General features: G+C 69.7%; 20 protein-coding genes and 1 tRNA gene. 14 read left to right on the top strand and 7 right to left on the bottom strand.

The window, feature by feature from the left end; all coding sequences use genetic code 11:
• From PQI66_RS06160 to PQI66_RS06150, 3 genes are all read left to right on the top strand, one after another.
• A partial coding sequence (locus tag PQI66_RS06160) for a cytochrome c oxidase subunit I (RefSeq protein WP_339996784.1) occupies positions 1–572 on the top strand: 572 nt, incomplete at its 5' end.
• Positions 573–669: 97 nt separating this feature from the next.
• Positions 670–1,941 carry a phosphoserine phosphatase SerB gene (serB, locus tag PQI66_RS06155; RefSeq protein ID WP_339996783.1) on the top strand — a complete coding sequence of 424 codons (1,272 nt, stop codon included), beginning with the start codon at positions 670–672 and terminating at the stop codon, positions 1,939–1,941.
• A complete protein-coding gene (locus PQI66_RS06150; RefSeq protein ID WP_339996782.1) occupies positions 1,942–2,733 on the top strand; it encodes an aminoacyl-tRNA hydrolase in 792 nt (263 codons plus the stop codon). It begins immediately after the preceding gene.
• Between the two features lie 51 nt (positions 2,734–2,784).
• On the opposite strand, the gene PQI66_RS06145 is transcribed toward PQI66_RS06150, so the two are convergent.
• The 3 genes from PQI66_RS06145 to PQI66_RS06135 form a co-directional block, all read right to left on the bottom strand.
• Positions 2,785–4,356, bottom strand: coding sequence for an AMP-binding protein (locus PQI66_RS06145; protein WP_339996781.1), 1,572 nt, complete (start codon positions 4,354–4,356; stop codon positions 2,785–2,787).
• A 155-nt stretch (positions 4,357–4,511) separates the two neighbouring features.
• A complete protein-coding gene (locus PQI66_RS06140; RefSeq protein ID WP_339996779.1) occupies positions 4,512–6,605 on the bottom strand; it encodes an ATP-dependent DNA helicase in 2,094 nt (697 codons plus the stop codon).
• Positions 6,602–7,873 (bottom strand): nicotinate phosphoribosyltransferase, encoded by a 1,272-nt coding sequence (locus PQI66_RS06135; RefSeq protein ID WP_445228007.1) that lies wholly within the window; start codon positions 7,871–7,873, stop codon positions 6,602–6,604. The genes PQI66_RS06140 and PQI66_RS06135 overlap by 4 nt, the downstream gene beginning before the upstream one ends.
• Positions 7,874–7,971: 98 nt before the next feature.
• Here PQI66_RS06135 and clpS point away from each other — a divergent pair, with 98 nt between their 5' ends.
• The 9 genes from clpS (at position 7,972) to PQI66_RS06090 (ending at position 15,468) form a co-directional block, all read left to right on the top strand.
• Entirely contained in the window at positions 7,972–8,286 is a 315-nt protein-coding gene (gene clpS / locus PQI66_RS06130; protein ID WP_339996777.1) for an ATP-dependent Clp protease adapter ClpS, read from the top strand.
• 12 nt (positions 8,287–8,298) lie between these two features.
• Positions 8,299–8,874: a DUF2017 domain-containing protein gene (locus tag PQI66_RS06125; protein ID WP_339996775.1), complete on the top strand. Its 576-nt coding sequence runs from the start codon at positions 8,299–8,301 to the stop codon at positions 8,872–8,874.
• Positions 8,867–9,940 carry a P1 family peptidase gene (locus tag PQI66_RS06120; RefSeq protein WP_339996773.1) on the top strand — a complete coding sequence of 358 codons (1,074 nt, stop codon included), beginning with the start codon at positions 8,867–8,869 and terminating at the stop codon, positions 9,938–9,940. Before PQI66_RS06125 ends, PQI66_RS06120 begins: the two co-directional genes overlap by 8 nt.
• An 8-nt stretch (positions 9,941–9,948) precedes the next feature.
• The gene (locus tag PQI66_RS06115) at positions 9,949–10,587 is read left to right on the top strand and encodes a rhomboid family intramembrane serine protease (RefSeq protein WP_339996771.1); all 639 of its coding nucleotides are present in this window, start codon (positions 9,949–9,951) and stop codon (positions 10,585–10,587) included.
• Positions 10,588–10,811: 224 nt separating this feature from the next.
• Entirely contained in the window at positions 10,812–11,654 is an 843-nt protein-coding gene (gene murI, locus PQI66_RS06110) for a glutamate racemase (RefSeq protein ID WP_339996769.1), read from the top strand.
• Between the two features lie 77 nt (positions 11,655–11,731).
• Complete coding sequence (locus PQI66_RS06105; RefSeq protein WP_339996765.1) at positions 11,732–12,556, top strand: MBL fold metallo-hydrolase; 825 nt, start codon at positions 11,732–11,734, stop codon at positions 12,554–12,556.
• An 11-nt stretch (positions 12,557–12,567) separates the two neighbouring features.
• Positions 12,568–13,338, top strand: a complete 771-nt coding sequence (gene rph, locus PQI66_RS06100) for a ribonuclease PH (RefSeq protein WP_339996763.1) — start codon at positions 12,568–12,570, stop codon at positions 13,336–13,338.
• A gap of 2 nt (positions 13,339–13,340) precedes the next feature.
• Positions 13,341–13,985 carry a non-canonical purine NTP pyrophosphatase gene (locus PQI66_RS06095; RefSeq protein WP_339996828.1) on the top strand — a complete coding sequence of 215 codons (645 nt, stop codon included), beginning with the start codon at positions 13,341–13,343 and terminating at the stop codon, positions 13,983–13,985.
• 112 nt (positions 13,986–14,097) lie between these two features.
• Positions 14,098–15,468 (top strand): amidohydrolase, encoded by a 1,371-nt coding sequence (locus PQI66_RS06090; RefSeq protein ID WP_445228002.1) that lies wholly within the window; start codon positions 14,098–14,100, stop codon positions 15,466–15,468.
• Positions 15,469–15,493: 25 nt separating this feature from the next.
• Here PQI66_RS06090 and PQI66_RS06085 read toward each other — a convergent pair whose 3' ends face one another.
• Positions 15,494–15,868, bottom strand: coding sequence for a DUF3817 domain-containing protein (locus PQI66_RS06085; RefSeq protein ID WP_339996761.1), 375 nt, complete (start codon positions 15,866–15,868; stop codon positions 15,494–15,496).
• On the bottom strand, positions 15,865–16,329 hold the full coding sequence (locus PQI66_RS06080) for a hypothetical protein (protein WP_445228001.1): 465 nt from the start codon (positions 16,327–16,329) through the stop codon (positions 15,865–15,867). Before PQI66_RS06080 ends, PQI66_RS06085 begins: the two co-directional genes overlap by 4 nt.
• Before the next feature lie 90 nt (positions 16,330–16,419).
• Between PQI66_RS06080 and PQI66_RS06075 the strand changes: the two genes are divergently transcribed.
• Positions 16,420–16,507, top strand: a tRNA-Leu gene (locus PQI66_RS06075).
• A 14-nt stretch (positions 16,508–16,521) separates the two neighbouring features.
• Here PQI66_RS06075 and PQI66_RS06070 read toward each other — a convergent pair.
• Positions 16,522–16,938 carry a hypothetical protein gene (locus PQI66_RS06070; protein WP_339996759.1) on the bottom strand — a complete coding sequence of 139 codons (417 nt, stop codon included), beginning with the start codon at positions 16,936–16,938 and terminating at the stop codon, positions 16,522–16,524.
• 258 nt (positions 16,939–17,196) lie between these two features.
• On the opposite strand from PQI66_RS06070, the gene PQI66_RS06065 reads away from it, so the two are divergent.
• Complete coding sequence (locus tag PQI66_RS06065; protein WP_339996757.1) at positions 17,197–17,337, top strand: hypothetical protein; 141 nt, start codon at positions 17,197–17,199, stop codon at positions 17,335–17,337.
• An 18-nt stretch (positions 17,338–17,355) separates the two neighbouring features.
• Here the strand turns inward: PQI66_RS06065 and PQI66_RS06060 are convergent, their stop codons facing one another.
• A complete protein-coding gene (locus tag PQI66_RS06060; protein WP_339996755.1) occupies positions 17,356–17,901 on the bottom strand; it encodes a DUF4352 domain-containing protein in 546 nt (181 codons plus the stop codon).
• Positions 17,902–18,045 lie beyond the last annotated feature (144 nt).

Here is an 18,045-nt window from a genome sequence, read left to right as displayed (position 1 = left end):
CCGGTGTGATGTTGGCGTCGCCGGCGCTGGACTTCCAGCTGTCGGACTCCTACTTCGTCGTCGCCCACTTCCACTACGTGCTCTACGGAACGGTCGCCTTCGGCTCCTTCGCCGGCGTCTACTTCTGGTTCCCGAAGATCACCGGCCGCATGCTGGACGAGAAGCTGGGCAAGATCCACTTCTGGCTGACCTTCATCGGCTTCCACACCACCTTCCTGGTGCAGCACTGGCTGGGCAACATGGGTATGCCGCGTCGCTACGCCGACTACCTGGACTCCGACGGCTTCACCCTGCTGAACCAGATCTCCACGGTCGGCGCGCTGATCCTGGGGCTCTCGGTCCTGCCGTTCATCTGGAACGTGTTCAAGTCCTGGCGCTACGGTGAGGTCGTCACCGTGGACGACCCGTGGGGTTACGGCAACTCGTTGGAGTGGGCGACGTCCTGTCCGCCGCCGCGGCACAACTTCACCTCGATGCCGAAGATCCGTTCGGAGCGTCCGGCCTTCGAGTTGCACTACCCGCACATGGTGAAGACCGCCCGCGAGGAAGCCCACGTGGGACGCCACTTCTAGTCTCCGCTCCACGACCGCACCTGCAGTCACAGCCGCACCCCAACTACGCGGGGTGCGGCTGTTCGCGTCTGCGGGAGTTCATGAGACAATAACACCCGTGGACCAGCCGAATTCCTCCCGTCACCTCACCGTCAGCCTCGCACCCGGACTCTCGCCCGGTGTCGTCACCGTCACAGGCCCCGACGCCCCCGGCGTCTCCGCCGACTTCTTCCGCATCCTCGCCGACCACGGCGTCCAGCTCCTGGACGTCGAACAGGCCAACTTCCGGGGGACCCTCAACCTCGCCGCCTACATCGGCGTCGTCGCCGGCAGCACCGAAGCCATGCGCCAGGCCCTCACCGATGAACTCACCGGCCGGGAGATGACCGTCACCCTCGACGTGGACGACGACCTCGTGGGGAGCCGCGCACGCTCCACCCACGCCGTCATCGTCCTCGGCAACCCCGTCACCGCCGAGCACATCTCCGCGATCGGGCAGACCCTCGTCGACCACGGCGCGAACATCGACCGTATCCGCGGCATCGCCGACTACCCGGTCACCGGACTCGAACTCAAGGTCACCGCCGCCGACCCGACCCCGGGCGGCAGTGCCGACCTGCGCCAGGCACTCGCCACCGTCTCCCACGCCACCGGAGTGGACATCGCCATCCAGCGCGCCGGTCTGACCCGCCGCGCACCCCGGCTGATCTGCTTCGACGTCGACTCCACGCTGATCCAGCAGGAAGTCATCGAGATGCTGGCCGCCCACGCCGGACGGGAGGCGGAGGTCGCCGAGGTCACCGAACGTGCCATGCGAGGGGAACTCGACTTCTCCGAGTCGCTGCACGAGCGGGTCAAGGCACTGAAGGGGTTGGACGCCTCCGTCATCGACGAGGTGTCCCGCATGGTGCAGCTGACCCCGGGGGCGCGGACGACCATCCGCACGCTGAAGCGGCTGGGGTTCCGTACCGGTGCGGTGTCCGGCGGGTTCGTCCAGGTCCTCGAGCCGCTCGCACGGGAGCTCGGCCTGGACTTCTACCGGGCGAACACCCTGGAGATCATCGACGGGAAGCTCACCGGCCGTGTCATCGGCCAGGTCATCGACCGTGACGTGAAGGCGGAGAGCCTCAAGGAGTTCGCCTGGTCGAACGGGATCGCGCTGCACCAGACCGTCGCCGTGGGCGACGGCGCCAACGACATCGCGATGCTGTCGGTGGCGGGTCTGGGCATCGCCTTCAACGCCAAGCCCGCGCTGCGTGAAGTGGCCGACGCCACGGTCAACCACCCGTTCCTCGACGAGGTGCTCTTCATGCTCGGCATCGACCGCGAGGAGATCGACGCCGCGGATCTCGAGGACGGCAGCTACCGTCGCGTCCCGCTGGAGCGCTGAGTGTCCTTCGACATCGCCTACGACCGCCTGCGGTCCGTGCTGGACACACCTGCGGGGGAGCGGGACGGGGAGAACCCGGCCGATCCCATGAGCGTCCAGGCGATGCCCCTGGTGCTGCACATCCCGCGTGACCCGCGGCCGCTGCGTCGCGACGTCCTGGAGGCCGCGGCGGTCGCCTGTGCGTCGGTGTGTCTCGACGACCGTGCGGGTGCGGAGCTCCCCGGTCCGGACGGCTCTGCCGACCCGGACAGCGGCGCTTTCGCCGCCGCACTGGTGCGGTGGTACGGGGCCCGGATCCGGAAGATCGCCCGCCGGGCGAGGAACAGCAGGTGGACGGACGTGCAGTCGTTGCCGGGGGCCACCGCGGCGGTGGGGACGGCGCAGGTCCGTGCCTTCCCCCCGTGTCCGGTGGTGGAGACTCCTCCGGCGATCAACCGCCTGCAGATCGAGGGGACCGACCTCCCGCTGCCCGGGGACGCCGAAGGCGTGGCGGACGGCGACGACCATCCGGTGGTCTACGTGGATGCGTCGCTGGGCATGAGCGTGGGCAAGGCCGCGGCGCAGGCCGCCCACGGCTCGATGCTGCTGGCGGCGTCCATGGACCGCGAACGGGCCCGGCAGTGGCGGGACGCCGGTTTCCCGCTGCACGTGTGCGAGGTGGGCGCGCCGCGCTTCGCGGACCTCAGAGCTGTCGTTGGCCAGCGCCGGCGCGGGGCCGCCGTCGTACAGGACGCCGGCTACACCGAAGTCGCCCCCGGGTCCGTCACCGTGGTCGCGCTCGACCGGCACTGAGGCGGACGGGCGCGGACGGGGGCGGACAACGCCGGCGCCGGCGCCGGTCGTTCAGAGCAGTGAGCGGCGCAGGATCTTGCCGGTGGCGGACTTGGGAATCTCCCGGAGGAACTCGAGGGCCCGGATCTTCTTGTAGGGCTCGACGTTCTCTGCCACGAATCCGAGCAGGGTGTCACTGAGGTCGTCACCGGCGGCCTCGGCGTCCCGGGCGACGACGAAGGCCTTCGGAACCTCTTCACCGTCGGCGTCGAGGACGCCGACCACGGCGGCGTCCGCGACGGCCTCGTGCGTGAGCAGCAGTGCCTCGAGTTCGGCCGGCGGGACCTGGTACCCCTTGTACTTGATGAGCTCCTTGAGCCGGTCGACGATGAAGACCTCGCCGTGGGAGCCCTGCCGGGCCAGGTCACCGGTGCGCAGCCAGCCGTCACCGGGCAGGCTCTCGGCGGTGGCCTCGGCATCACCGAGGTAGCCGTCCATCACCTGGGGGCCGCGGATCCACAGCTCGCCGGCGTCGCTGCGGGTCCCGTCCTCGGCAGGCACGGGAATCTCGTCGCCGGTGTCGGGGTCGACGATCTTGTGTTCCGTGTTGGCCACGGGCCGTCCGACGGAGCCGAGGGCGAGGGAGTCGCCGAGGTTGATGTGGGTCACGGGGCTGGTCTCGGTGAGCCCGTAGCCCTGGTGGACCTCGATGCCGAGCCGCTGTTTCACGGCGGCGGCGAGGTCGCCGTCCAGACTTGCCGCTCCGGACAGCACGCCGCGCAGGGCGGAGAGGTCGTAGTTGTCGACCTCGGGGTGCTTGGCCAGCGCCAGCGCGACGGGCGGCGCGATGAAGGTGAAGGTCACCGCGTGCTTCTGGTGGTTGCGCAGGAAGGTGTTGAGCTCGAAGCGTGGCACGGTCAGCAGGCGCGCGCGCAGGTGCAGCGTCATGTTCGCCAGGGCGGTGAGACCGTAGATGTGGAAGAACGGCAGGACGCCGAAGACGACGTCGTCCCGGGTGACCGGCCCCGCGGACTCGACCTGGGCCATGTTCGCCACCAGGTTGCGGTGGGTGAGCCGCACACCCTTGGGCAGCCCGGTGGTGCCCGAGGAGTACGGCAGCGCGGCGAGCTGCGTCGCGGGGTCGAAGGAGACGGCCGGGGGAGTGCTGCGCTCGGCGAGCATCTGGTTGAGCCCGCGGGAGGTGTCGAGGTGGATCAGCCGGTCGGACGGCAGCCCGGCGAGCTCGGCGGCCTCTTCGCCCCCGTCGCCCAGGCCGGCGAGGGTCAGCAGCATCACGGCGTGGGAGTCACGGAGCTGATCGGCGACAGACCCCGGTGAGGCCAACAGTGGCACGGGGGTCAGCACCGCACCGAGACGCCAGACCGCGTGGGCGGCGACGATGAATTCCACGGAGTTCGGGCAGTGCAGCGCGACGACGTCGTTCTTCTTCACCCCGTGGCGGGCGAGCCAGCCCGCGACGGAGTCGACGTGGCTGCGCAGGGTGGCGTACGACGTCTCCGTGCCTCCGGCGAGGTCGACGACCGCGATGCGGTCCTCGTCCTCGGGGGACAGGTCGCCGTAGAGGTACTCGTGGAGTCCGACGTCGGGGATGGTGACATCGGGACGGTCACTCGTGACGGGCATGTGTGTCCTCCTGCGCGAAAATGTCCGGGGTCGTCGTGTCCCGGGGGTAGATGTGTTCATCGTCGATCCTACCCGTGACTGTCAGTGACCCTGCCCACAATCCCCCGCGCGGTCACACCCGGACCCGCGGTGACCTGCGGAGAGGGCCGGCCCGGTCAGTCGGCGCGCAGTCGGCGCAGGGCACCCCGGGCGGTGTCGCCGTCGACGGTCTGCCAGAACGCCGGCATCGAGGCGCGGAGGAACGCCCCGTACCGCTTGGTCACCAGACGCTGGTCGAGTACGGCGACGACGCCACGGTCGTCGACGGCGCGGAGGAGACGTCCAGCCCCCTGTGCCATCAGCAGCGCGGAATGGGTCGCCGCGATCTCCATGAATCCGCTGCGCCCGGCGGCGTCCACGGCCTCCTTGCGTGCCTGCGACAGCGGGTCGTCGGGACGGGGGAAGGGGATACGGTCGATGACGACGAGGGACAGCGACGGGCCCGGGACGTCCACTCCCTGCCACAGGCTGAGCGTCCCGAACAGGCAGGTCTCGGGCTCGGCACGGAACCGGTCGATGAGGGCCCCGAGGGTGTCGTCGCCCTGGCAGAGGATCTCGTGGGGCACGAGGGTGCGCAGCTCCGCCGCAGCGTTCTCCGCGGCCCGCCGGGAGGAGAACAGGCCCAGCGTGCGGCCGCCGGCGGCGGAGACGAGCTGGGAGAGCTCGTCGATGGACTCCGGCGACGCCCCCTCCCTCCCGGGCGGGGGCAGGTGGCGGGCGGTGTAGAGGATGCCGTGGGTCGCAGGGTCGAACGGGGTGCCGACGTCGAGGGTGGTGCACGCCGAGGCGGCGAGGCCCCAGGTCGCGAGCATGGAGGTGAACCGACCGCCCAGTGCCAGGGTCGCCGAGGTCAGGACCACGGTCTGGTCGGCGAACAGCCGCCCGCGCAGCAGGTCGGACACGCTGAGTGGGGCGACGTAGACGCTGCGTCGGTTCCGGTCCCCGGAGAGCCAGACGACGTCGTCGCCGAGCAGGGAGTCGGCAGGCTCGGCAGGCTCGGCAGTCTCGGAAGCCCCAGCAGGTTCGGCGCCAGCCTCGGCAGGGGAGGCCTCGAGGATGCGCACCACCGTGTCGTGCATCTCCTCACAGCCGGAGAGACAGGAGAAGATCTCGGCTGTTTTCTCGGGGTCGTTCTCTGCGCCGCCCGCACCACCTGCACCGCCGGTGCCACCGCTGCCGTGCAGGCGGCTGCGCGTCTTCCACAGGGCGTCGCGCAGGGCGTGCAACGGTTCGACGAGGGTGACCGGCACACTCGTCCACCGGCCGTCGGGGGCGGTGTGGGCGGTGACGGCCGCCTCGATCTCGGCGGTCCACGTGTCGCCGGCGGTGAGCAGTTCGGCGGCGCAGTCGTCGGGACCGACCTTCTCGCACCGGCGCGCCAGTATCGCCACCGCCGCGCCGGAGAGCTCCTCGGTGGCGACCGAGGTGATGCGTCCCTCGAGTTCGTGGGCCTCGTCGATGATCACGGTGTCGTGGTTGGGCAGCACCGACTGCTCCGACAGCGCGTCGATGGCCAGGAGCGCATGGTTGGTCACCACGACATCGGACTGGGCGGCCTTCTCCTTGGCGGCCTCGGCGAAGCACTGGTCGCCGAACGGGCACCGGGTCGCGCCGACGCATTCCCGGCTGGTCACGCTGACCTGGCGCCAGGCCCGGTCGGACACCCCGCGGGGCAGTGTGTCGCGGTCGCCGTCCTCGGTCTCCTGCGCCCAGTCGTGCAGGCGCGCGACCTGTGCGCCGGTGGCTGTGACGTCCGCCTCGTCGAGCAATGCGGCGGCCCCGTCCTCTGCACCGGTGTCGCCGGTGCCTCCGGTGCCGCCGATCCGGTTCAGGCACAGGTAGTTGTTGCGGCCCTTGAGGATAGCGAATGTCGGACGCCGGCCCAGATCCTGCGCCAACGCCTCGGTCACCCGCGGAAGGTCGCGGTCGACGAGCTGACGTTGCAACGCGATCGTCGCGGTGGACACCACCACGCGCTCACCGGCACCCACGGCATGCTCCAGTGCGGGGACGAGGTAGGCCAGTGACTTACCTGTGCCCGTCCCCGCCTGCACCGCCAGATGGCGCCGGCCGGAGATCGCCTGGGACACCGCCGCCGCCATCCGACGCTGACCGTCCCGACGAGAGCCGCCGAGGGCGGCGACGGCGCTGTCGAGCAGCTGCTGTGTGTGCTCCCGCCGGTCGTCCGTGTCCTTCCCCCGGTCGCTCACAGGCCGACGAAACGAACGTTGAGGGCGGGCTCGTCGCGGGACAGGGCCAGGCCCTCCCACGGCAGCGACACCAGCTGACGGGCGAGATGGTCGCGGGACTCGCGGAGGGTCGGCAGATCGTCGACCACCGCTCCGTCCCGGACCAGCGGCACCGTGAGTTCCACGGGGTGCAGGATGCCCAGGTCGGGGATGCCGGAACCGAAGGGGTACACGACCTCCTCGACGGCGGTGCCGGTGTCACGGCAGGCGCGCAGGGCACGCTTGGCGCCGCCGTGGCTGGCCTTGTGGCTGCTGCGCTTGGCCACCGGGTGACCGTCGACGGAGGTCAACTTGTACACCAGCCCGGCGGTCGGGGCACCCGAGCCGGTGACCACCGAGGTTCCGGCACCGTAGATGTCCACCGGCTCGCTGCGCAGCGCGGCGATGGCGAACTCGTTGAGGTCGGAGGAGACCACGATGCGGGTGTCGTAGGCGCCGAGGCCGTCGAGCTGGTCGCGGACCTGGCGGGCCAGCACGCCCAGGTCACCGGAGTCGATACGCACCGCACCCAGCGCGGTGCCGGCGACCTCGACCGCGTTGCGCACACCCTGGGTGATGTCGTAGGTGTCGACCAGCAGCGTGGTGCCGGGACCCTGGGCGTCGATCTGGGAGCGGAACGCCGCCTTCTCGTCCGGACGGCCGTCCTCGTCGACGTGCAGCAGGGTCCAGGCGTGCGCGCTGGTGCCCCCGGCGGGCAGCCCGTACCGGGCGGCGGCCTCGAGGTTGGAGGTGGAGTGGAAGCCGGCGAGGTAGGCGGCGCGGGCCGCGGAGACCGCCGACTGCTCGTGGGTGCGACGGGACCCCATCTCGATGATCGGACGGCCCTCCGCCGCGGTCACCATGCGGGCGGCCGCGGAGGCGACGGCGGAGTCGTGGTTGAGGATCGACAGGATCACCGTCTCCAGGATCACCGTCTCGGCGAACGTGCCGCGCACCGTGAGGATCGGTGAGTTCGGGAAGTAGAGCTCGCCTTCCCGGTAGCCGTCGATCTGGCCGGAGAAACGGTAGGTGCGCAGGTACTCCCGCGTGCGCTCGTCGAGGAAGTCGAGACCGTCGAGCTGCCCGTCGGTGAAACGGAAGTCGCGTACCGCCTCGAGCACGCGTGCCGTGCCGGCGACGACGCCGTAGCGGCGCTCGTTGGGCAGGCGCCGGGTGAAGACCTCGAAACTGCACTGCCGGTCGGCCGTCCCGTCGCGCAGTGCGGCCTGCAGCATCGTCAGTTCGTACATGTCGGTCAGCAGGGCCGTCGACGACGCGCCGTCGGTCCGCTCAGGATGCGTGGTGTGCTCGGTCACGGTTGACCATCCTAGTCGGTAGTCTGGACACCATGACTTCACCTGCCGCTCCCGCCGCACCGGCGGTCACTCCCGTGGAAGAGCAGCTGCCGGACTCGCTGACGGCGGCCGACCTTCCCTGGCAGTGCATCTGCTGGGATGACCCGGTGAACCTGATGAGTTACGTGACCTACGTGTTCCAGACCGTGCTGGGGTACTCCCGGAAACGGGCGACCGAGCTGATGATGCAGGTCCACAACGAGGGCAAGGCCATCGTCAGTTCCGGGGAGCGGGACAAGGTCGAGGGAGACGTCAAGAAGCTGCAGACCGCAGGACTGTGGGCCACCATGCAGCGCGCGGAAGGGTGACGGGACAGAACCATGAAACCGTGGGTGAAGAAGAAGAGCCTCATGCGTGGCGTGCGCTACATCACCGAACTCGAGCCGATGGAGCGCGAGATGCTCGGCAACAGCGCCGCCACCGTCGGCGAACTGCTCATCGGACGTGCCCGGTCCGCGCCGAAGGACGAACTCGCCGACATGACCGGCCTGCCGTCGGGGCACACCGACGCCCCGGACGACCCGGTGCTCGCCGCCATGCTGCCGTCCTTCTTCCGCGACGGTGACGAGGAGGTCGACGGAGAGGCCGGCGTGTCCCGCCAGTTCAACGAGACCGACATCATCAAAGGCAAGCTGATCAACCTGCGACTGGTCAGCGATCTGCTCGGCCCGGACGGTTCGGTGAACGTCAGTCTCAGCGCGGAGCAGACCACCCCCTGGCTCGGTGCGCTCACCGATATCCGCGCCTACCACCACGGCCGTCTCGAACAGGCGCGCGGCAGCGACGGGGAGGTCGCGGCGGCGGAGAACTACCTCGAATGGCTCGGCTACCACCAGGACAGCCTGCTGACCGCCATGCTCGGGCCGATCGACGTCCCCGGTGAACGAGATGAATGAGCGGGCGGCCGGGGCCGCCACCGGTCCCGCCGGTCTCGCCGATGTCCCGGGTGTCTTCCTGGGGCACGCCGAGGTCGACAGCTCGGGGGTGAGCGTGGTCGTGTGCCCGGACGGGGCCGTCGGGGCGGTCGACGTGCGGGGAGGTGGGCCGGGGACCCGGGAGACAGACCTGCTGGACCCGTCGAACACCGTGGACACCGTGCACGCCGTCGCCCTGTGCGGCGGCTCCGCCTTCGGCCTCGACGCCGCCGGCGGGGTGATGGCCGGCCTCGAGGCCCGGGGGATCGGGCTGCAGGTGCCGGGGCCACGTCCGGAGCCGGACGCGCCGTCGCTCATCGTGCCGATCGTCCCGGCCGCGGTGATCTTCGACCTTCCCGTCGGTGACCCGTCCTCCCGGCCGACCGCCGACACCGGACGCCGTGCCGTCAGCGACGCGCTCGAGGGACCCCGGGGAGCCGGCAGCACATCACGCGCCGGGAACGTCGGCGCCGGGCTCGCCGCCACCGCCGGAGCGGTCAAAGGGGGCTTCGGCCAGGCCGGTGAGACCGTCCACCTGACCGACGGGGGCACCGCCACCGTCGCGGTCGGGGTCGTCGCGAACCCGGTAGGCTCCGTCGTCGACCCGGGGACCGGGCGACTGTGGGGCCCGCTCCCCGGCGACGGCGCCGACGTCCCCGCACCGACCGCCGACGGACTCCGCACGATCCTGGCCCGCGGCATCGGCGGCACGAAGATGACCGACTCCGGGCCCTCGCCGATGAACACCGCCATCGGCGTGGCAGCCACCGACGCCCCGGTGAACAAAGCCCAGGCCAGACGCCTCGCGATGGCCGCCCACGACGGCCTGGCCCGCGCCGTCCGCCCGTCCCACCTGCCGATGGACGGCGACACCTTCTTCGCCCTGGCACCGTCGGGGACCCGTGCCGGTACCGACACCACCGACCTCGCCCTGCTGTGTGCGGCGGTGGCGTCCTGCACGGAACGGGCCGTGGTCAACGCGGTCCTGGCCGCGGAGACCGCCTTCGACGTCCCTTCGTGGCGTGACATCATGACCGGAACGACCTGAGGAGAGCTATGACCGGGACAACACCTGCGACACCAGCCAAGACACGTTTCCGCGACCGCGGCCGATTCGGCCAGGCACTGGTCACCACGCTGGTGTTCCTCGCCGTGCTGTGGGGCGTCCAGATTGTCAACTGGGCCTCCGGCAACCGGCTCGTCTCCCTCGGCATCCACCCGCTGGACTTCTCCCGGTTCTGGGGGATCCTTCCGGCACCGTTCATCCACGTCAACTTCTCCCACCTGATCGCCAACACCCCGGCCGTCGCCGTCCTGCTCTTCCTGGTCGCCCTGTCCGGGCAGAAGGCGGTGTGGGCGTCCACGGTCGTCACGACCATCGTCGCCGGGGTCGGCGTGTTCTTCTTCGGCGGGGACAACACCGTGCACGTCGGTGCCTCGATGCTGATCTACGGGTGGGCGGTGTTCCTCGCTGTCCGCGGTGTCTTCACCCGCAGCATCCCCGAGATCCTGCTGGGGATCGCCGTCATCGTGGTCTACGCCGGGTTGTTCTGGGGGATCCTGCCCAACCAGCCCGGGGTGAGCTGGCAGGGACACCTCTTCGGTGGGGTCGGCGGCGCGATGACCGCCTGGGGTGCGGGGCGTCCGGCGGTGAAGGAGCGGCAGCAGGCCAAGGCCGTGACGGCCACGGCCTGAGGAGCGGACGGCTGGACCCCGGCGTCCGGCGCCCGGCCCCCGGTCCCCGGCGTCCCCATGATCACCGATTACGCCTCCGTCGGCGGGCAGCCTGCGAAACCCCAGGTCGCCGCGGAGGGGTGCGGGGTGTCAGGCGTAATCGGGGACGACCGCCGTGCGCTGCCGTGCGCTGCCGTCCACCTCGTCCGTCGGAGCGGCCCGGAACGGCACTAGACTCGGAGGCCATGAGCGATCTCTCCCCGTCAGTCCCCGCGCCCACGTCCACCGCACCCATCGGCATCTTCGACTCCGGGGTCGGCGGGCTGACGGTGGCACGGTCGGTCATCGACCAGCTCCCCGGCGAGTCGGTGATCTACATCGGCGACACCGCCAACTCGCCCTACGGCGACAAATCCCTGGCCACCGTCCGTCAGCTCGCCACCGGGATCGCCGACCAGCTGGTGGAACGCGGCTGCAAGATGATCGTCGTCGCCTGCAACTCCGCCTCAGCGGCCTTCCTGCGTGACGCCCGTGAGCGCTACCCCGTGCCCGTGGTCGAGGTGATCCTGCCGGCGGTACGTCGGGCGGTGTCGGTGACACGCAACAACCGCATCGGTGTCATCGGCACCCGCGCCACCGTGACCTCCGGGGCCTACCAGGATCTCTTCGCCGCAACTCCCGGGGTCGAGGTCATCGCCCAGGCGTGCCCCCAGTTCGTGCCCTTCATCGAACGGGGCGTCACCTCCGGCCGCCAGTTGCTGGGGCTGGCGGAGACCTACCTGGAACCGTTGAAGGACGCCGGGGTGGACACCGTGGTGCTCGGATGCACCCACTACCCACTGCTCACCGGGGTGATCCAGCTGGTGATGGGGGAGGACGTCACCCTGGTCTCCTCGGCGGAGGAGACCGCCAAGATGGTCTACCGCAGTCTGTCGGAACACGACCTGCTCGCTGAACCCGCGGCCGGGGTGACCCCGGAACTGACCTTCGAGTCCACCGGCGACCCTGCCCGTTTCGCCAACCTGGCCTCGCGTTTCCTGGGGCCGTCGGTGGCCGGGGTCAGCAGGATCCCGGAGATGCTGCGTTAACGGAGCCCGGGGAAATCACCGGGGAAATCACTGCCTGGTTCCCAGTTTCCGGCGTGGCTCATGTAACAATATCTCTCATGGACATGACCATTCTGGGATGCTCCGGGAGCCTTTCCGCTCCCGACAACCCCGCCTCGGGCTACCTGCTGCGGACGGCGGATGGGCGGGAGATCCTCATGGATATGGGTCCGGGCGTGCTCGCCCGACTCCAGGCGCTGGGACGCCCGGGAGATGTCGACGTCGTCTTCTCGCACCTGCACCCCGACCACTGTTCCGACTTCCCGTCCCTGGTGGTCTGGCAGCGGTTCCACCCCACCGAGGCGGCCGCGGTACGTCACACCCTGCTCGGCCCGTCGATCTCCGCCCTGCATCTCGGTCGGGCCTCGGCCGACCACCCGTCCCAGGTCGACGACTTCTCCGACATCATGGACGTGCGTTCCTGGCACGGCCCCGCCCCGCAGGACGCTCCTGTCGCCTTCGACGACGAGTCGCGCGGGACGGTGTACCCGGGGCACCACATCGGCTCGGCCGTCCTGTACGCCGCGCCGGCGGTGCACCCGACGGAGTCCTACATGATCCGTGTGGAGGACGGTGGGGCCTCCCTGGTCTACAGCGGCGACACCGCCGCCACCGGTCACCTCGCCGCGCTGGCCACCGGGGCGGACGTCCTGCTGTGCGAGGCGACCTGGGGGGAGCGGGACAACGGTGGCAACCCGCCGCAGATGCACCTCTCCGGAGAGGAGGCTGGTCAGGCCGCGGCGCAGGCGGGGGTCGGACGCCTGATCATCACCCATATTCCTCCGTGGGGTGACGCCGAGGGCGCGCTGCGCGGCGCACGCCGGTTCTACGACGGGCCGGTCGAGCTGGCCCGCCCCGGGATGGATGTCCGCATCGGCGGCTAGACTGTCGAGGCATGAGTGCTTCTGAATCATCCGTGACTTTCACCCGTGCCGACGGTCGCGCCGTCGACCAGCTGAGGAACGTCCGCATCACCCGCGGCTTCACCACCAACCCCGCCGGCAGCGTGCTGGTCGAGTTCGGTGACACCCGCGTGATGTGCACCGCCAGCGTCTCCGAGGGAGTGCCGCGGTTCAAGCGTGACTCCGGCGAAGGCTGGCTCACCGCCGAATACGCCATGCTGCCGTCGGCCACCGCCGAGCGCATGCAGCGTGAGTCCGTCAAGGGCAAGGTCAAGGGACGCACCCAGGAGATCTCGCGGTTGGTCGGCCGCTCGCTGCGCGCGGCGGTGGACCTGCGTGCCCTCGGTGAGAACACCGTGAACATCGACTGCGACGTGCTGCAGGCCGACGGCGGCACCCGCACCGCCTCGATCACCGGCGCCTACGTGGCACTGGCCGATGCACTGGCGGTGCTGCAGAGCCGCGGCGTCGTCCCTGGTGAACCCCTGCTCGACCCCGTCGCCGCGGTGTCCGTCGGCATCATCGACGGCGTCGCCTGCCTGGACCTGCCCTACGAGGAGGACAGCCGGGCGGACGTGGACATGAACGTGGTGATGACCGAGGAAGGTCACTTCGTGGAGATCCAGGGCACCGGTGAGAACGCCGAATTCAGCCGGGATGAACTCGGGGTGATGCTCGATCTCGCCGAGGGGGGCCTGCGCGACCTGACTGCGCTGCAGCGGAAGGCGCTCGCGGCCGATACGGGACAGGCGGTGACACTGTGACTGTGCAGGTCCTCGTCGCCTCCCGCAACGCCAAGAAACTCGCCGAACTGCACCGCGTGCTCGACGCCGCCGGCGTCGACGGTATCGAACTGCTGAGTCTGCGCGATGTCGACCCGTACCCCGAGACCCCGGAGACCGGAGCCACCTTCGAGGACAATGCCCTGATCAAGGCGCGTGACGGCGTCCGTTACGCGGGTCTTCCCACCGTCGCCGACGACTCCGGGCTGTGTGTCGACGCCCTCAACGGCATGCCGGGCGTACTCTCCGCCCGGTGGTCCGGCAGCCATGACACCGGTGACGGTTCCGCGGACGAGGCCAACAACCGCCTGCTGCTCGGCCAGACCGCCGACGTGCCCGACGAGCGACGCGGAGCCGGATTCGTCTCCGCCTGCGCCCTGGCGGTTCCCGCGGACATGGCCGGACGCCTCGGCGGTGACGAGGAGGTCACCGTCCGCGGTGTCTGGCGCGGCATGCTGCTGCGCGAGCCACGCGGCGAGAACGGTTTCGGCTACGATCCGCTGTTCTCCCCGGACGAGGAACCGCAGCTCTCCTCCGCCGAACTGAGTCCGGAACGTAAGGACGAGCTGTCCCACCGCGGACGCGCTCTCGCCGAACTTGTCCCGTACCTCACGGCGCTGCTGGCCTGAACCGGGGTGGGGCGTCCCGTTCACGCGGTAGGGTGGGGGACGACAGTATCCCCAGAATCCACCACAGAGCCTGCTCCAGAGCCAGCCGCTTCCCGGAAGGAACCGTGAGACCGTGCCCGTGACCGTCGACCCCGCTGACATCGTCGCCGAGACAGCGTTTGATCGGGACTGGCTCACCAGCCTGTACAAGGAGTTCCACCGGCGCCCCGAGCTCTCCGGCGCCGAGGAGTGGACCGCCGGACGCATCGCCGAGGAACTGGCACGCTTCAGCGACTGGGAGGTCACGACCGGCATCGGCGGGCACGGCATCACCGCCGTCCTGCGCAACGGTGACGGCCCGACCGTGCTCTTCCGGTCGGACTTCGACGGCCTGCCCGTCGCCGAGAACACCGGTGTCGACTACGCCTCGACGCACGCTCAGCTCGACGCCCAGGGCCAGCGCGTGCCGACGATGCACGCCTGCGGACACGACGCCCACACCTCCAGCGCCCTCGGCGCACTGTCGATCGTCGACGCGTCCCGGGAGAAGTGGGAGGGAACCGTGGTGTTCCTGTTCCAGCCCGCCGAAGAAGCCTCCATCGGTGCCCACGGCATGGTCAACGACGGACTCCGTTCCATCGTGCCCCGCCCCGACGTCTGCCTCGGCCAACACGTGGTCCCGGGGCCGGCCGGGCAGGTCTACACTGCTCCGGGACCGGTGTTGACCAGTTCCACGACCATTGAGATTACCCTGTTCGGCCGGGGCGCACATGCCTCGATGCCGCACCGGGCGGTGGACCCGGTGGTGCTGGCGGCCTCCGTGGTGATGAAGCTGCAGACCATCGTCTCCCGCGAACTGCCGCCGGGGAAGTTCGCCGTGGTGACGGTGGCGTCCGTGGAGGCGGGGAAGGCGAACAACGTCATCCCCGACTCCGCCCGGCTCGCGCTGAGCTGCCGTTTCTACGAGGAATCGGTGCGCACCAGAGCGGTGGACGCCATCAAGCGGATCGTACGCTCGGAGGCCGCCGCGGCAGGGTGTGAACGGGAGCCGGAGTTCCGTTTCCTCGGCCTGCTCGCCGCCACCGACAACGACAGCACCGCCTACGCGGTGGTCCGCCCCCACTTCGACCAGTTCTTCGGCGAGCAGTCCCAGGAGATGGAGCCCTGGACCGCCTCAGAGGACTTCTCCGTGATCCCCCGGGCGTTCAACGCGCCGTACCTGTTCTGGACGGTGGGCATCACGCCGCTGAAACAGTGGAAACGTGCCGAGGCCGCCGACCGGCTCGACATCGACATCCCCTCGAACCACAACCCGGGGTTCCTCCCGGACCTGTCGACACTGCCGGTGACGACCCAGGCAGCCGCACTAGCTGTGTTGGGGTGTCTGACGCACCAGTGGCCGGGGGCACCGGCCGGATGGTCCCCGGACACCGGTGCCGAGACCTCCGACATCGACGCCGCCGCGGTGCGACGGGCGAAGGTCGAGACGTCTCAGGCGGACTGAGCCGCGGTCCGCCCCGGGGCGGTGGCTACCGGTCGAGTCCGAAGGTCTCGATGACCTCGAGGCGACGGCGCTTCTCCAGCACGAACGAGAGCACCGGGATCACACCTGCCAGGATGGTGGTCACCCACTTCACCGGGGCCCAGCGGGCCTTGACCCCCAGGTCCAGGCAGGTGGCGCAGTAGACCAGGAAGATCCACCCGTGGACGATGGCGACGACCGAGAACCAGCCGGGGGACTCGATGTCCATCGGGGGGAAGACGAGGTACTTCAGGATCATCTCCACGCACAGGAACAGCAGGAAGAGGCCGGTGATGTAGGCGAGGACCGAGTAGCGCGTCAGGGCGCCCTTCACCCGGCGCTGACGTTCGGGGGTCACCGGGAGGGTGGTGGAGGTACTCATCGTTCTTCTCGGTCCGTCCTTGCTGTGTTGTCGTGTACTGAGGTGCGCGCCTGGCGGGCCCGGTGCCGTCGGTCATCCTCGAAGTGCTCCCGCGCTGCGGCGCTGGTGTCACGTGTCGGCAGGATGTCCTGCGGTATCTCGTGGGGGCCGGCGTCGGCCGAGGATTCCGGGGCGGCGGGGGAGGTGTTGCCGGCCGCGCGGTCGCGTTCGTACTCCATGTACCTGCGGTAGGCGAAGATGAAGAACAGTCCGAAGGTCGGCCACTGCAGCGCGTAACCGAGGTTCTGGTAGGAGCCGTCACCGCTTGACCAGCGTCCCCACTGCCACCAGGCGAGACAGAAGGTCGCGACGACGGCGAGCGCGAGAAACACCAGCTGGACCACCCGGACCCGCCGCGACTGCGGCTGCTGAGATCCGGTGGGCGTCATGGTGTTCGCGGTTCCGGGAGAGTCATCGGGCACGCGTTCCAGGGTACCCCCGCCCATGCTGCTACCATAACCCGGAGCAGCCGGTGGCCCGGCTGTGTCGACGGCCACCGTGTGGCCGTCACGGCGTCCGTGGCGGAATTGGCAGACGCGCCAGGTTTAGGTCCTGGTGTCCTTGACGGATGTAGGGGTTCGAGTCCCCTCGGACGCACCACGGAACGGGGGAGGTCAGGGCATGCCGGGAGTCGTCGACGCGCCGATGCTGTAGAAACCGGCCAGCGTCAGTGAGAGTCCCACGAGGACGAGGGCGGCGGCGACCGGTGCCACCGTCGTCCAGTGTCTCGGCGTCAACGGCGGCGGCCCACCCTGGTCGAACCCGGCGAGGAGGATCCGGTCCTCCTCGGTGAGGTGCCGGGCGAGCTCCCGGTTCGTCACCTGTTCCTGCCTCCACCGCAGGAGCGCCTTCGTGTCCCGGCGCCGGCAGCGCAACGGCCAGCCGCAGGCGACGGCGACGCCCGCACCGGTCACGGTGTAGCCGAGGGCGACGGGCACCGACAGTGCGAGCAGTCCCAGACCGGTGACGGCGCACATGCCGGCGAAGGCCACACCGGTCCACAGCCAGGTGTTCTGCCCGGTCACGGTCATCGTCAGCCTCCTGGGTCTGCGGGGTCGCGCCATGGACGTGCACATGCTACACTGCGGCGTCCGGCTCGGTCGTCAATGCCGCACTACGGAGATCATTGCGATCACCGCGATCACAGGGGTGGCAGGGGGACGTCAGGACCGGACATTTGCAGGGGGACGTCATACATCACGCCCCGGGGACCGGCTCAGTCAGAGGTTCCCGATCGGACATGCATGTCCCGACCCGCTGTCACCGAGTATCTTTCGAAAGGAGTGACCATGCCCCGCACTTTCCGCCAGCTGATCCACACCCTCACCGGACCGGCCAGTGAACCGGCCGAGCCGACCCACCCGACCGTCGTCGTCGAATATGATGCATTGTTCCAGCTGCCGCAGGGCGTGGAACAACCTGCGCCCTGACCGGCGGCAGGCTCGTTGTCAGAGCGTACCGGCCCACTCGGCGCGGTCGGTCTGGGCGTCGAAGTTCTCCTGGAAGCTCAGGTGGTACTCGCCGGGGTCGGCGGGTCCGTCGAAGCAGATGGTCCCGTCCTCGCTCTGCCCGGGGCCGACTTCGTCGAGCACGTGCTCGGTCTCGTCGGAGACCGTCTGGGTCCGGGCGACCTGGTCGGGGCCGTAGAGTTTCCACGCCGCCAGACCCCGCACCTGCAGTGCCTCGGTCTCGCTGGTGACGGTGAAGTTCACGTCCGCGCAGACCTGGTTCGTGGGATCGTGGTCGACCTCGCGGAGGTTGTCGACGGTGATGTCGGCCTTGTCGATGCTGATCGTCTCGCCGATCTGAGGCAGGTCAGAGTTTCCGTTTCCGTCACCGTCGCCTTCCGCGGCTCTGTCCGTGCTGGTGGCGTCACCGGTACTGGTGGCGTCGCCGGCACCGTCGGTGCCGTCGTCACCGCTCCCGCAGGCGGCGAGGGTGAGGGGGAGGGCGAGGGTGAGTGTCAACGCGGCGATGGCTCGGCGTGCGGTCATGGTTTCTCCTGGTCGTCAACGGGGATGTCCTGTGCACGAATGTATAGGAGCAGATGCAGCCTCCGCAGAGGAATCACTCTGATCTGCACAGACACAGGGTAATGGCGTTCACTGAGTGTGCATTTCCGTCGAATCCATTCCATT

Source organism: Corynebacterium sp. USCH3 (genome assembly GCF_037619475.1).
Classification (GTDB): domain Bacteria; phylum Actinomycetota; class Actinomycetes; order Mycobacteriales; family Mycobacteriaceae; genus Corynebacterium.
This window is presented reverse-complemented; position numbering and strand designations above follow the sequence as displayed.